Origin of the sequence: Stenotrophomonas sp. SMYL41 (assembly GCF_036319965.1) — a bacterium.
Taxonomy (GTDB): Bacteria; Pseudomonadota; Gammaproteobacteria; order Xanthomonadales; family Xanthomonadaceae; genus Stenotrophomonas; species Stenotrophomonas maltophilia_R.
On record NZ_JAWIRX010000003.1, the window covers coordinates 250,550 to 263,501 of the forward strand.

The following is a 12,952-nucleotide window of genomic DNA, read 5'->3' on the forward strand; positions in this document are numbered from 1 at the left end:
CTTCCCAGAGGCTCGCGACCAATGCGCCATTGATGCCGCCGTCTTCCCAGCAGACGGCCTGACTCTTCCCGCCCCTGCGCGCAGGGGAGAACCCGGCATCCATGGAGGTCGCATGACCACACATTCCCTCACGCTCGATCGCGTGTCGTATCGGCTGGCCGACGGCCGCGCGCTGTTTTCCGACCTGTCGTTTTCCTTCGAACCGGTCGCCACCGGCCTGGTCGGTGCCAATGGCACCGGCAAGAGCGTGCTCGCACGCCTGCTGACCGGCCGGCTGTTGCCCGACAGCGGGCAGATACGCAGCAGCGGCCGCGTGTTCCTGTTGCCGACGCCCGGCTATCCCCCCGCCGGCACGGTCGGTGAACTGGCCGGCGTCGGCGCGGAACTGGCCGCACTGCAACGCATCGAAGCCGGCAGCGTGGACGAGACCGACTTCGCCTGTGTCGGCGAGCGTTGGGACCTGCGCGAGCGCCTGCAGCAGCAATGGCAGGCGCTACGGCTGCCCGAGGATCTCGATCCTGCCCAGCCCGCGGCGCGCCTCAGTGGCGGCCAGGCCATGCAGGTGGCGCTGTCCGGCGCGTGGGCCAGCGGTGCTGATTGGCTGATCCTGGACGAACCCAGCAACCACCTCGATGCCCGTCATCGCCAACAGTTGTACGAACAACTGCAGCAGTGGCGTGGCGGCCTGCTGGCAATCAGCCACGATCGCGATCTGCTGGCGCACATGCAGCAGATCGTCGAACTCGACGCGCGCGGGCTGCATCGCTATGGCGGGCCGTGGCAGCACTACGCGGACACGCGTGCCGCCGAACGCGAAGCCGCTGCTGCACAGCTCGACCATGCGCGCGCCCAGCACCGGCAGCAGCAACGCAGCGCACGCGAACAGCACGCGCGCCAGCAGCAACGCCAGGCGCGCGGCAATCGCGATGCGAAGCAGGCCAACCAGGCGCCGATCCTGCTCGGCCGGCAGAAGCAGCGTGCCGAGGCCAACCACGGCCGCGCGCAGCAGGTACAGGCCGAGCGCCTGCAGGCCAGCGTCGATCAGCTGCGCGCTGCGGCCTCGGCGGTTCACATCGCGCCGGAACTGGCGCTGTTTGCAGGCGACGGCGAACGTGGCAGCGCGCGCCTGCTGCAGGTGGAATCGCTGGTGCTGCCGCATGGCTGCAGTGCGCCGTTGCAGCTGGAGATCCGTCGAGGGCAGCGCATCGCCGTGGTCGGTGACAACGGCAGTGGCAAGTCCACGCTGCTGCGCGTGCTGGCCGGCCAGCTGCCTGCACGCAGCGGCGGCGTGCAACGCCATGCACCGCTGGCGCTGCTCGACCAGCAGCTGCTGGGGTTGTCCGGCGAGCGCAGCATTCTCGACACCGTGCAGGCCGCCAACCCGGCGGCTGATACCGGTGAACTGCGCACACGGCTGGCCCTGCTCGGGCTGGACGCTCAGCGCATCCAGCGTCCAGCCCATAGCCTCAGCGATGGCGAACGGGTGAAAGGCGCCCTGGCCAGCGTGCTGTATGCCGACCCCGCACCGCAGCTGTTGCTGCTGGACGAGCCCGGCAACGCACTGGACCTGAGCGCGCTGCAGGCACTGGAAGAACTGCTGGCGGCATGGCCGGGCGCACTGGTGATGGTCAGCCACGACCGGCACCTGCTGCAGGCGCTGCGGCCGACCCACGTGCTGCAGGTAAGCACCGAGGGTTGGCAGTGGCGTGACGCCTTGTAGATCCACGCCATGCGTGGATGGATGCATGGCGGGTAGTGCCGGCCGCTGGCCGGCACACCACCAGCGCTCAACGCCCGCTCAGCGCTTCCACACCGGGAACGCCTGCGGCAGCTGCTGCCACAGCAGCGGGCCCGCGCGCAGCTCCTGCTCGTTGAGCAGGCAGGCATCCAGCTCCGCGCGCACCGCACGCTCATCCATGTGTACGCCGATCACCACCAGCTCCTGGCGGCGGTCGCCCCACAGCGGGTGCCACAGCCGCTGCATCGCCGAATGTGCGGCCGCATCCGGGAATTCTTCCAGCCCCGGCAACGGCGCGCTCCAGCAGTCGGCCTGCTGCCGTGCCCAGCCCAGGTCGCTGTAAGGCAGCGGCGTCGGTGGCAACAACGGCGCGGTGTCTTCCAGCCCGGCGCGCACGCGATCGCGCGCGGCGTACCAGAACCCCGCCGCCTGCGTCCGCGTCGCGGCGCCCACGGTGTTCAGCTCGCCCACCCAGTCCATGCGGTTGGCCAGCCAGAACCAGCCCTTGCTGCGGATCACGCCGGGCATCCCCGACTGCAGCGCGCGCGCGAAGCGCGCAGGATGGAACGGTCGCCGCGAGCGGTAGACGAAACTGGCGATGCCATATTCCTCGGTTTCCGGCGTGTGCTCGCCACGCAGTTCCTTCACCCAACCCGGCGCACGTTGCGCACGCTCGTAATCGAAGCGGCCGGTGTCCACCAGCTCGGCCAGCGGCACATCACCGAAACTGGACAGCAGCAGCTTCGCGTCGCGGTTCAGGCCACGCAGCACGGCCAGCGTGTCCTGCAGCACTTCGTCATCCACCTGGTCGATCTTGCTGACCACGATCACATCGGCGAACTCCACCTGCTCGCACAGCAGGTCGACCACGCCGCGATCGTCGTCCGGCCCGGCCTGCTGCCCGCGCTCGGCCAGGCGCAGCGTCGAACCGAAGTCGGCCAGGAACGCACTGCCATCCACCACCGTCACCATCGTGTCCAGGCGCGCGATGTCACTCAGGCTGAAGCCCTGCTCGTCGCGTACCGCGAAGGTGGCCGCCACCGGCATCGGCTCACCGATTCCGGTCGACTCGATCAGCAGGTAGTCGTAGCGACCGGCATCGGCCAGCCGCCGCACTTCCTGCAGCAGGTCGTCGCGCAGCGTGCAGCAGATGCAGCCGTTGCTGAACTCCACCAGCGTCTCTTCGGTGCGGCGCAGTTCGGCGCCGCCCTCGCGCACCAGCTGTGCATCGATGTTGACCTCGCTCATGTCGTTGACGATGACCGCCACGCGCAGGCCCTCGCGGTTGCGCAGGATCTGGTTGAGCAGGGTGGTCTTGCCGGCCCCGAGGAAGCCGGACAGCACGGTGACCGGAAGGCGACGGTCGGCGCGGGAAACAGTGTTCATGTCGGAGCGGGTTGGCTGCGGAACGGAAATGTTACTGTATAACAATTGTTGCGCAAGGAACCTCCCCCGATGAAGTCGCCGTCTGCCGCCCTGCTCGATGCCGGCGCGGTCGCCCTGTCCAGCCTGTGCCTGCTGCACTGCCTGGCACTGCCCCTGCTTGCCGCCGCGCTGCCACTGTTTGGCACCTGGGCCGAAGCGGAATGGGTGCACCTGCTGTTCGTGGCCATCGCCCTGCCATTGACCGGCTACGCGCTGTGGCGGGCCGAGCGCCGTCACCCATTGCCCGTGCTGGCCTGGGCCACCGCCGGCGCCGGGCTCGGCCTGCTGCTGGCCGGTGCGCTGGCGCTGCCCTCGCACGATTGGGAAACACCGATGACCGTCACCGGCAGCCTGCTGCTGGCCGCCACGCACATCTGGAACGCGCGGCACCGGCACGGGTAGTGCCGGCCGCTGGCCGGCAACTCCATGAGCGCCGCACTACCCCTGCTATTTGCCGTAGCGGCGCAGCAATTCCACCAGCACTGCGGCCTCGTCCGCCCGCTGCTGCGGGTCTTCGGCGCCCACCACGTGTTCCTGCAGGTGCTCGTGCAGCAGCTCCATCAGCAGGCTGTGGGCGGCACCGCGCACGGCGGCAACCTGCACCAGCACGTCCGCACAGTCGCCGGCCTCACCCTCCGGCCTGTCCAGCGCCTGCTCCAACGCCGCCACCTGGCCGCCGATGCGGCGCACCCGGGTCAGCAGCTGCTTTCGATGCTTGTGTACATGAGCCATGGCGGGATCATATACCCTATGGGGGTATCCACTCCACCCTCTGACCCCATGCATCTGGACGCCCTCGCCGCCGCCCGTCGCCACGAACACCGTTTCGACGACGGCAACCCGCTGGCCGAACGCAACACCCGCCGCGCCCTGTGGCTCACCGTCTGCATGATGCTGGTGGAGATCGTCGGCGGATGGTGGTTCAACTCCATGGCCGTGCTCGCCGACGGCTGGCACATGAGCTCGCATGCGCTGGCGCTGGGCCTTTCGGTGTTCGCCTATCGCTGCGCGCGCCACTACGCGCACGACCCGCGCTTCGCCTTCGGCACCTGGAAGATCGAGATCCTGGCCGGCTATACCAGCGCCATCGCCCTGCTCGGCGTCGCCGCGCTGATGGCCGTGCAATCGCTGGAGCGGCTGTGGGCACCGGCACCGATCCACTACAACGAAGCCATCGCCATCGCTGCGGTCGGGCTGGGCGTGAACCTGCTGTGTGCCTGGTGGCTGCACGACAGCCCGGGCCACGCGCATCACCACCACGGGCATGAGCATGGCCATCACCATGGGCATGACCACGATCGCCACGATCAGAGTCACGCACACGGCCACGACCTCAACCTGCGCTCGGCGTATGTGCACGTGCTGGCGGACGCTGCCACCTCGGTGCTGGCCATCGTCGCCCTGCTCGGCGGCAAGCTGCTGGGCCTGACCTGGCTGGACCCGGTGATGGGCCTGGTCGGCGCCGTGCTGGTGACGGTCTGGGCGATCGGCCTGCTGCGCGACAGCGGCCGCATCCTGCTCGACGCGCAGATGGACGCACCGGTGGTGGCCGAAGTGCGCGAAGTGATCGAGCAGGGCCCGTGGCCGGCACGCCTGGCCGACCTGCACGTCTGGCAGGTCGGCCGCGGCAAGTACGCGGTCAGCGCCAGCGTGGTCACCAGCGACGCCAGCCTCGATGCCGATACCGTGCGCAACGCGCTGGCCATCCACGAAGAGCTGGTGCACGTGACGGTGGAGATCCATCGCCGCGCATGACCCGCGCCGGGTAGTGCCGGCCGCTGGCCGGCAACCCCATGAGCGCCGCACGCAACCTGCAGGTGCCGGCCAGCGGCCGGCACTACCGCTACAGCTTCAACATCATCCGCAGCAGATACATCAGCAGCGGCAGCGCGCTCAGCACCGCGCCAGCAATGCCGATCCACGGCCAGCGCTCACCGCGCACGCGCGAGGCCACTGCCAAGCCGCCGCCCACCAGCGCCGCACCCAGCACGCCCACGCCCAGCCCTGCGGCCATGCCATTGCCACCCGCAGCGACGGCCGCCTGCGCCGCCACAGTGCCCGCGCCCCACCCCACTGCAATCCCCAGCCAACTGGCCACGCCGCACCACGGTGCCTTGCCCTGCGCCATCCGAAAACCCCTGTGCTCTTGCCGAATTTCTGTACGGGCCACGCCCGCGTGCTGCCTACACTAGCCGCACCTGCCCTGTAGGGACATCCCATGCGCACGCTCCGCCTGCTGCTGCCCGGTGCCCTCCTCCTGCTCACCGCCTGCGGTGGCGACGCCGGACTTCCTTTCAGCGCCGACCCGTTGCAGGGCTGCTTCGCCACCGGCGCGCGCAAACCGGCCGACTTCCGCATCGACAAGGAAGGCGGCCAGTACTTCGTCTCCTTCAGCCGTGGCGAGCAGTGGCAGCGCGAGCCCAATGCCCTGCACAAAGCCAACCGCAGCGAGATCGGCCGCTACTTCCGCGATGATGCCGATCAGATCGACAGCGCGTTGATCCGCATGGCCGGCGGCTTCGGCATCTTCCACTTCAACAAGGGTGCCACGTTGAAGGGCAAGGCCAGCGACAGCGATTACATGGCGTTGATGCTGATAGGGGCCGGGCCGGTGTATGCGGTGAAGTGCGATTAAGCGATGGATCAACATTCAAACTAGTGAGAAAAGTTTGAAATGTGGCCAAGCACAGTGCAGGTCACAATCTGAAAAATGAATATGCTTGAGCCTGATGTCTCCGCAACCGTAGAACGGAGACTCGCAGATGAGCAATCGCACGCTGATCCTGTGTCTGGCAATCGCCACGGCCTCGCCTGCATTCGCAGAAACACCATTGAGTATCGACAAAACGGAGCTCGGCACCAAGGGAGAAATCATCATTGTTCGCCGTACAACTTGGCCGGACTTCGACGGAGGGCAGATTCCAGTTGATCAGCATCTGAAGCCGGATGGATTTGGACGCCTGATATATCGATACAGCGACCAGCCGGAGGCGACCAAGCTCTATCATCAAGCCTTCTGCGCTTCCATGGATATGGAACCATCTCAAGGCGAAGGGACGATTGAAGGGCCGGCAGCAGGCTGGGTATGCACTCGTGAAAACACTCCTGGTAACCCAACCTCAGAATTGAGTTCCAAGAGTATTGACTGGGTTACGGCAACTGCACCGAATGGACGTGTGCCCGTAGGTGTCTCCTATTACTCAACAGGCCAGATGAACGCAGAGAGCTCCGTCGCCGGAGCCCGAACAGCTAAGATTGGTGTTGACAACGGCAGATGCTACCTTAGCGATACACGTCATTACTCATCCCCCTTCTATCTCAGCGAGGGAATTGGCGTCGTCTGCACCGTAATGGAGTCACGATTCGTGAGCACCTCCCTGGACGTGTGCATACCAAAGCAATGCGCATCCAATCGCGGAACTCAGTTCGCCCAGTAGGCAACTGATCTAGGCGGCCTTCAGCCTTTCACTGAAGGCCGTGCCACGGCATCCCGTCATACTGATTGGTTGCACATGCCTCACAGACCGTTGTTCTCAACGACCATGGTCAGAAACCACTCTTTCAACACAACATGGGGGCTGCGGTACCATGCCCTCCCCCGAACCGCTCCGGTACCCGCCGTGCCCCACTACACCGGCCCCCTGCTGACCCGCGACAGCGCCGACACCCTGCGCCGTGCCCATGACAAGGGCGCCGCCGAATGGCAGGGCTCGCTCGACCTCGGCCGCAGCCAGGACACCGTGGTACTGCACGCCGACGGCTTCCACTTCCGTGGCCAGCCCTACCCGTGGCCGGGCAAGCTGAAGGACCGCACGCTGTACTACTGGGATGGCGAGGCGTTCGAGCCGATCTCGCGCTACAGCGGCTCATTGATCAAGCTGGTGCCGACCGAATGGGGTGCCCCCACCTTCGAGATCGACGGCATCAAGATGCTGCCGACCTCGAAGCTGTCGCCGTTCGAGGATGCGCGCCGCAAGGTCGAGCTGGTCGCTCCCGCCGGCAAGGTCATCCTCGATACCTGCGGCGGCCTGGGCTACTTCGCCGCGTGCGCGCTGGAGGCCGGTGTCGGCCAGATCCGCTCGTTCGAGAAGAACGCCGATGTGATGTGGCTGCGCACGCTCAACCCGTGGTCGCCGGATCCAGACTCGGCTGCCGCCGGTGGCCGCCTGCAGTTCAGCCACGGCGACGTCTCGCAGCAGATCGAACAGGTGGCCAGCAACAGCGTCGATGCGATCCTGCACGACCCGCCGCGCTTCGGCATCGCCGGCGAGCTGTACTCACAGGTGTTCTACGACCACCTCGCCCGCGTGATCCGCAAGGGCGGTCGGCTGTTCCATTACACCGGTGCGCCGAACAAGCTGACCAGCGGCCGCGACGTCCCGCGTGAAGTGGCCAAGCGGCTGGAGAAGGCCGGTTTCAAGGCCGAGCTGGCGCTGGACGGCGTGCTGGCCGTCAAGCGCTGAGCTTCACTCCGAATCGACCTTGGCCAGTTTCATCACCCACGCCGGCACCTCGGGTTCGCCGGCGTAGAAGTCCCTCGGCTTTTTCTCTGCCATCGCCCAGCGATGCAGCCAGCTCGGGCCGTAGCGGCCGTTGTAGCCTTCGGCACCGCGTGCGTAGGCCGGGTCACGCATCGCCTCGTCCAGTGAAATGAAGCGATAGCCGCGGCGCTTGGTAGCCGCCACCAGTTCGGCGAACGTGGCCGCGTTGAGCTCATTGGCATGCATCAGCCACACCTGCGGCAGCGCGTACCCCAACAGCGCCTGCGACTGCTTCTCGTAGTAATCCAGCTTGTTCAGCATGTACGGCACGTAGCCTTTGCGCAGCTGCGCCAGCGTCGCTTCGCGTGCAGGCGAGTCCGCCTGCTCGTTCATCACGTTGGCATAGGCGAACGCCCACACCCACTCGCCGTTGTCCACCGTCACCGGCGCCACGCGGTAGCCATGCTGCTTGAAGAACGCATCCATCTGCGCACGCTCTTCCGGTGTGCGCCCGGCACGCAGGTAGGGATGGCGCATCCACTGCGGCGCCTGCCCCTTCTCGGCCAGCAGTGGCCGCAGCACCGTCTCGCCGCGCAGGAAATCCTGCTGGAACGCCGGCACGCCCTTGGCATTCAGATCCATGTGCGAGTACGTGTGGTTGCCCAGCACATAGCCCGCATCGCGCCACTCGCGCAGCATCTGCACCCGCGCTGGCTGCACCTGGCCGTCCACCTCAAGCTTGTTCTCGTTGACGAAGCCGACCACCGGCACGCCCGCCTGCTGCAGTTGGGACATCAACGCCGCATGCCGCGCCTGCAGGTCCGGCGGCATGACCTGGTCCAGCCGTGCCCATGGCAGGTCATCGATGGTCACCGCAATCCGGCGGTCCACCTCGGCGGCATGTACCGCCAGCGAACACAGCAACAACGGCAACGCACGCAGCAACGAGCGCATCGGGTCTTCCCTGGAGTGGCGAGGCATCGACTGTAGCGCGATTGCCGCGCGCCGCCGAGCGTGCTCAGCCCGCGATGTACCGCGGCGGCACGTGCGCGGTCAGCCACACGCCATTGGCCGAACGGTGGAACACATGGCCATCGGCATGCATCCGCCCGGCATTCACGCTGAGGATGACCGGCGCACCGCGGCGTGCGCCCACCTGCTGCGCGGTCTGGCGGTCCAGCGAAAGGTGCACGTGCTGGCGCTCGCCAGGCCGCAGGCCCTGCTCACGGATGGCACCGACGAAGCGAGCCACCGTGCCGTGGTACAGCCATGCCGGCGGCTGCAGCGCCTCCAGGCCCAGATCCACCTGGATCGAATGCCCCTGGCTGGCGCGGATGCGCAGACCGTCGTCGCTCAGCGCGAAGCGCTGCTTGTCATTGGTCTCGACCACCGCCTGCAGGGTGTGCCGGTCCAGCGCCACGCCATGGTCGGCCATCCGCTGCAGCAGATCATCGACATCGGCCCAGCCCTGCGCATCCAGCTGCAGGCCGATTTTCTCCGGTTCGTGGCGCAACACCAGGCTCATGAACTTGCTGGCGTGCTTGTGTGAAGTATCCGTACTCATCGGCATAGGCTGCCGCAGATCACCGCCGGATGCCAGTTACGCCCCTGCCGATCGTGCCGCCCGGGCCCGCGCGATCGCACGCCAAAGGGCAACCCCGCCGGCCATCGCGGCCAACAGCAGCACCGTCAGCACCAGCGCCAGATCATCCGGATTGCGCAGCAACGGCGCGTTCTCGCGCGTCAGGATGTGGAATACCACGCGCTGCGCCTGCTCCAGCGGTACATCGCCCTCCGAAGCCAGCTCCACCAGGCACGCCGTGGGTGACAGCCGCGCCACGCTGCTCCACGCATTCTCGTACAGATGCAGCACCCATCCGGCCAGGCCCAGTGCGCCGCCGTGCAGCAGCATAAGCGCCACGTTCGCCGTGCGCAGCCGATCGCGCAGCCATAGCGCTCGGCTTGCACATACCGCCATGGCCCCCACCAGCGCCAGCACCACGCCCACCCATGGAATCCAGCTCAGCGGTTGCCAGTCATCCAACGCGCCCGCGCGCGCCATCACCTGCTCGGCAACCTGCAATCGCGCCTGGGCGTCCGGGCCCCCACAGGCCACCGTCACCGGCTCCAGCAACAGCTCCACACGGTAATGGAAGAAGCCGGCGGCCAGCACCACCGACAGCAGCGCGACCCACTGAAGCATCAACAATATCGGCCCCTGCCCACAGATACGACGAATTCGGGACGTGGCAGGGCTCATCGGTTCATCCATGACAGCAAAGAGCCATCCTAACCAAGCGCTCCGTGCGTGTCGGCTGGCGGATGCGACACGCACCACCCAGCACCGTTACGATGGCGCGGTTGCTTGAATCCGAAATTTCCCTGGTATTCCCGATGGTGATGCTGTATCTGGCCGTGCGAACGTTGCTGCCACTGCTGGCGTTCGTGCTCGCGTGGTGGTTGCTCTCGCGCCTGATCAATGCGCGCGTCGCCCGGCTGCCACGCGTCCCGTTGAACCTGCCGGAGCACAGCAGCAGCCCCCGCAGGAAGGATCGCCGCATCTACGCACGCAAGCTGCGCCGCAAGCCAGGCCTGCGCACGGCCACCCGCGCCGCCACCGCGCCCCGCGGCTGGCACATCGCAGCAGCTGTCCTCTCGCTGATGGTGCTGATCGCCACCGTGCTGGCCCTCCCCGATGGCGCACGCTTCCAAGTGATGGTGGGCAACCTCGTCGGCTACCCCGGTGCGCTCATCGAAGTGCGGGTTCCCGTGGCCGCACAGCCCGTCGTGCTGCAGGCATGGCAACCCGCACTCGCGCAGCTGGGGCGGCCCACGGCGATGCGCTACCCGATCGGTCGCACCGGCGGCGAGCATGAAGCCCATGCGGTCGTGCCCGTACAGGTGCGGCAGCAGGGTGATCGCATGCAGGTGGCCATCGCACTGCCGGTAGACAGCGAAATGCTGCGCGCGGAGCTGGCACGGCTTGCAGGAATGCCGGTCGAGGCGATCAACGTGCAGCAGCGCGACGTAGCGCCATGGCGGGAGTCGGGCTGGCAGCCACTGCCCGGTCTGTAGCGTCGAGCCATGCTCGACACAATGAGAATCACGCCCCGCGCGGCAGCTTCGCAGCCCACATGTTGTCCACCAGGTTCGGATAGCGCCGCCCGTTGTCCTCCGCACGCTGCCGCGCGGCTGCCTTCTGTGCATCCGACAACGGCTGCGACACCTGCCCCTTCGGCTTGGGCTTCTTCCACGGTGGTGTCTTCGGCTCGCGCATCGCCGCAGCTTATCGCTTCAGGAAGTTCAGTAGCGCCAGATTGAAATGATCCGCATGGCTGGTGTTGCAGCCATGCGGCGCGCCTTCCAGGATCACCACCTCGCTGCCCGCAATCGCCTCATGGGTGCGCTGGCCGGAGCCCTCGAACGGCACGATGGCGTCACTGTCACCGTGCAGGATCAAGGTCGGCACCGTGATCTTCTTCAGGTCATCGCGGAAATCGGTGGTGGCAAACGCCTTCATGCAGCCCAGCGCCGCCGCCTGGTCGGATTGATGGCACAACGCGATCGCTGCCTGACGCGTCTCTTCGGTCACCATCAGCTGCCCGTTGGCGCTGAAGAAGTCACGGGTGAAGCCATCGAAGAACGCCTCGCGGTCCTTCTCCAGCCCACTGCGCATGTCATCGGCCTTGTCCTGCGTCAGCGGGCCGTCCGGGTTGTCGGCGCTGCGCAGCAGGTAGGGCGGCACCGCCGCGGCGAACACCACACTGTGCAGGCGCTCCTGGCCGTGGTTGGCCACGTAGCGCGCCACCTCGCCGCCGCCCATCGAGAAACCGACCAGGGTGACGTCGCGCAGGTCACGTTCCTCGATCAACCCCGCCAGGTCCGCCGCCAGCGTGTCGTAGTCATAGCCTTCGGCCGGCTTGTCAGAGCGGCCAAAGCCGCGCCGGTCGTAACTGATCACCCGGTGCTGGGCATCGCGCAGGATCGACACCTGCGGTTTCCAGGCATCGGCGGACAACGGCCAACCGTGGATCAGGATCACCGGGCGGCCGTCGCCACCACTGTCTTCAACATGCAGGCGGATGCGGAAAGCAGGCATGGGAGCTCCTGTGGAAGGGGAGGATTGCAGGCTAGCGGCCACGGCCTATGGCAGCCGTGAGGGAATCGCGCCCGCCCGTGACATCGCCTGCACACGCGTCCGTACAGCGCCGCACCGGCATTCCCGGCCTTCGCACCGCGCCTTCCCGGTTTCGTCGCAGCGCCGTACCGCCGTGGTCACCGGCATGCCAGCCTGCGCACATCACTCCCGGGAGTTTCGCCATGTTGCTGCTCACCCTGCCCCTGCTGGCCGCCGGCCTTGCTGCCGCACCGTCGCCCGCCGATGACCTGCGCGAACAGATCCGCCAGGCTGATACACAGCTATTTGCTGTGGCCTTCGAGGCCTGCGACGCCGAGAAGGCCGCCGCGATGACCACCGAAGACATGGAGTTCTTCCATGACAAGGACGGCAAGTCGGCCAGCAACCGCGAGGACTTCCGCCGCAGCGTGGCCAGCATGTGCGACAACGCGCGCAAGGGCGGCTGGCACCTGCGCCGCGAGCTCGTGGAATCTTCGCTGCAGGTGTTCCCGCTGCACGACGAGCGGGCGCTGGAAATCGGCAACCACCGCTTCCACGAACGCGGCAAGGACGGCCTGGAGCGCTGGGTCGGCCAGGCCCGCTTCATCCAAATCTGGCGCCGCGTGGACGGGCACTGGCTGGCCGAGCGGGTGATCAGCTACGACCACCACGCAGCGGACTGACCCATCGGGCGTGCTTCACGGGCCGGATCTATACTGGCGGGGCCCACCACGACCCACCGCAACCGTCCGATCGCCATGGCAGAGATCACCCCCAACCATCCCGAGTACGGCCTCAACCAGCAGATCCGCCAGGGCGTGGCCGCCCTGGACGCCCAGCATGGCCGTCCGTTCGACCAGACCAGCGAGCGCCTGACCGCCAGCCTGACCGTGCTCGCCCGCGAGCAGGGCCTGCAGCAGGTCGACCATGTGCTGGTCAGCAATGCGACGGCTCAGCACCCGGCCGGGCACAACGTCTTCGTGGTGCAGGGCGACCCGGCCAATCCGGCGCACCTGCGCGCGATGATGCCGACGGCTCTGGCGGTACAGACGCCGGTGGAGCAGTCGCTGCAGAAGCTGGGGCTGGGTGTACAGCCGCCGGTGCAGGCCGAGCAGCGGACGCTGGATGCACAGGCGCAGGACCCGCAGCAGAATCCCGTGCATCGCCTGGGGTGAATGCCACCAGGCGTCG

General features: G+C 67.1%; 17 protein-coding genes. 9 read left to right on the forward strand and 8 right to left on the reverse strand.

The window, feature by feature from the left end; all coding sequences use genetic code 11:
* Positions 1-112: 112 nt before the first annotated feature.
* Positions 113-1,720: an ATP-binding cassette domain-containing protein gene (locus tag V3B30_RS05265; RefSeq protein WP_262082992.1), complete on the forward strand. Its 1,608-nt coding sequence runs from the start codon at positions 113-115 to the stop codon at positions 1,718-1,720.
* Positions 1,721-1,798: 78 nt separating this feature from the next.
* On the opposite strand, the gene V3B30_RS05270 is transcribed toward V3B30_RS05265, so the two are convergent.
* Positions 1,799-3,124 carry a GTP-binding protein gene (locus V3B30_RS05270; RefSeq protein WP_262082991.1) on the reverse strand — a complete coding sequence of 442 codons (1,326 nt, stop codon included), beginning with the start codon at positions 3,122-3,124 and terminating at the stop codon, positions 1,799-1,801.
* A gap of 69 nt (positions 3,125-3,193) precedes the next feature.
* Here V3B30_RS05270 and V3B30_RS05275 point away from each other — a divergent pair, with 69 nt between their 5' ends.
* Entirely contained in the window at positions 3,194-3,565 is a 372-nt protein-coding gene (locus V3B30_RS05275) for a MerC domain-containing protein (RefSeq protein WP_014645760.1), read from the forward strand.
* 45 nt (positions 3,566-3,610) lie between these two features.
* On the opposite strand, the gene V3B30_RS05280 is transcribed toward V3B30_RS05275, so the two are convergent.
* Positions 3,611-3,895, reverse strand: a complete 285-nt coding sequence (locus V3B30_RS05280) for a metal-sensing transcriptional repressor (protein ID WP_075675501.1) — start codon at positions 3,893-3,895, stop codon at positions 3,611-3,613.
* A 48-nt stretch (positions 3,896-3,943) separates the two neighbouring features.
* Here V3B30_RS05280 and dmeF point away from each other — a divergent pair, with 48 nt between their 5' ends.
* Complete coding sequence (gene dmeF, locus V3B30_RS05285; protein WP_262082990.1) at positions 3,944-4,918, forward strand: CDF family Co(II)/Ni(II) efflux transporter DmeF; 975 nt, start codon at positions 3,944-3,946, stop codon at positions 4,916-4,918.
* Between the two features lie 88 nt (positions 4,919-5,006).
* On the opposite strand, the gene V3B30_RS05290 is transcribed toward dmeF, so the two are convergent.
* Positions 5,007-5,291 (reverse strand): hypothetical protein, encoded by a 285-nt coding sequence (locus tag V3B30_RS05290; RefSeq protein ID WP_075675503.1) that lies wholly within the window; start codon positions 5,289-5,291, stop codon positions 5,007-5,009.
* A 90-nt stretch (positions 5,292-5,381) separates the two neighbouring features.
* Here V3B30_RS05290 and V3B30_RS05295 point away from each other — a divergent pair, with 90 nt between their 5' ends.
* From V3B30_RS05295 to V3B30_RS05305, 3 genes are all read left to right on the forward strand, one after another.
* On the forward strand, positions 5,382-5,798 hold the full coding sequence (locus tag V3B30_RS05295; protein ID WP_262082989.1) for a hypothetical protein: 417 nt from the start codon (positions 5,382-5,384) through the stop codon (positions 5,796-5,798).
* A gap of 127 nt (positions 5,799-5,925) precedes the next feature.
* The gene (locus V3B30_RS05300) at positions 5,926-6,600 is read left to right on the forward strand and encodes a hypothetical protein (RefSeq protein WP_262082988.1); all 675 of its coding nucleotides are present in this window, start codon (positions 5,926-5,928) and stop codon (positions 6,598-6,600) included.
* A gap of 183 nt (positions 6,601-6,783) precedes the next feature.
* On the forward strand, positions 6,784-7,626 hold the full coding sequence (locus V3B30_RS05305) for an MnmC family methyltransferase (RefSeq protein ID WP_164117602.1): 843 nt from the start codon (positions 6,784-6,786) through the stop codon (positions 7,624-7,626).
* A 3-nt stretch (positions 7,627-7,629) separates the two neighbouring features.
* On the opposite strand, the gene V3B30_RS05310 is transcribed toward V3B30_RS05305, so the two are convergent.
* The 3 genes from V3B30_RS05310 to V3B30_RS05320 form a co-directional block, all read right to left on the reverse strand.
* Positions 7,630-8,598 (reverse strand): polysaccharide deacetylase family protein, encoded by a 969-nt coding sequence (locus V3B30_RS05310; protein WP_262082987.1) that lies wholly within the window; start codon positions 8,596-8,598, stop codon positions 7,630-7,632.
* Positions 8,599-8,662: 64 nt separating this feature from the next.
* Entirely contained in the window at positions 8,663-9,208 is a 546-nt protein-coding gene (locus V3B30_RS05315; RefSeq protein ID WP_262082986.1) for an RNA 2'-phosphotransferase, read from the reverse strand.
* 36 nt (positions 9,209-9,244) lie between these two features.
* The gene (locus tag V3B30_RS05320) at positions 9,245-9,904 is read right to left on the reverse strand and encodes a hypothetical protein (protein ID WP_100471127.1); all 660 of its coding nucleotides are present in this window, start codon (positions 9,902-9,904) and stop codon (positions 9,245-9,247) included.
* 134 nt (positions 9,905-10,038) lie between these two features.
* Here V3B30_RS05320 and V3B30_RS05325 point away from each other — a divergent pair, with 134 nt between their 5' ends.
* Positions 10,039-10,719: a hypothetical protein gene (locus tag V3B30_RS05325; RefSeq protein ID WP_262082985.1), complete on the forward strand. Its 681-nt coding sequence runs from the start codon at positions 10,039-10,041 to the stop codon at positions 10,717-10,719.
* Between the two features lie 28 nt (positions 10,720-10,747).
* Here V3B30_RS05325 and V3B30_RS05330 read toward each other — a convergent pair whose 3' ends face one another.
* Together V3B30_RS05330 and V3B30_RS05335 are read right to left on the reverse strand one after the other, a co-directional pair.
* Complete coding sequence (locus V3B30_RS05330; RefSeq protein ID WP_262082984.1) at positions 10,748-10,921, reverse strand: hypothetical protein; 174 nt, start codon at positions 10,919-10,921, stop codon at positions 10,748-10,750.
* A gap of 9 nt (positions 10,922-10,930) precedes the next feature.
* A complete protein-coding gene (locus tag V3B30_RS05335) occupies positions 10,931-11,743 on the reverse strand; it encodes an alpha/beta hydrolase (RefSeq protein WP_262082983.1) in 813 nt (270 codons plus the stop codon).
* 221 nt (positions 11,744-11,964) lie between these two features.
* Between V3B30_RS05335 and V3B30_RS05340 the strand changes: the two genes are divergently transcribed.
* Positions 11,965-12,444, forward strand: a complete 480-nt coding sequence (locus tag V3B30_RS05340; RefSeq protein ID WP_100471105.1) for a nuclear transport factor 2 family protein — start codon at positions 11,965-11,967, stop codon at positions 12,442-12,444.
* A 75-nt stretch (positions 12,445-12,519) separates the two neighbouring features.
* The gene (locus tag V3B30_RS05345; protein ID WP_262082982.1) at positions 12,520-12,936 is read left to right on the forward strand and encodes an XVIPCD domain-containing protein; all 417 of its coding nucleotides are present in this window, start codon (positions 12,520-12,522) and stop codon (positions 12,934-12,936) included.
* Positions 12,937-12,952 lie beyond the last annotated feature (16 nt).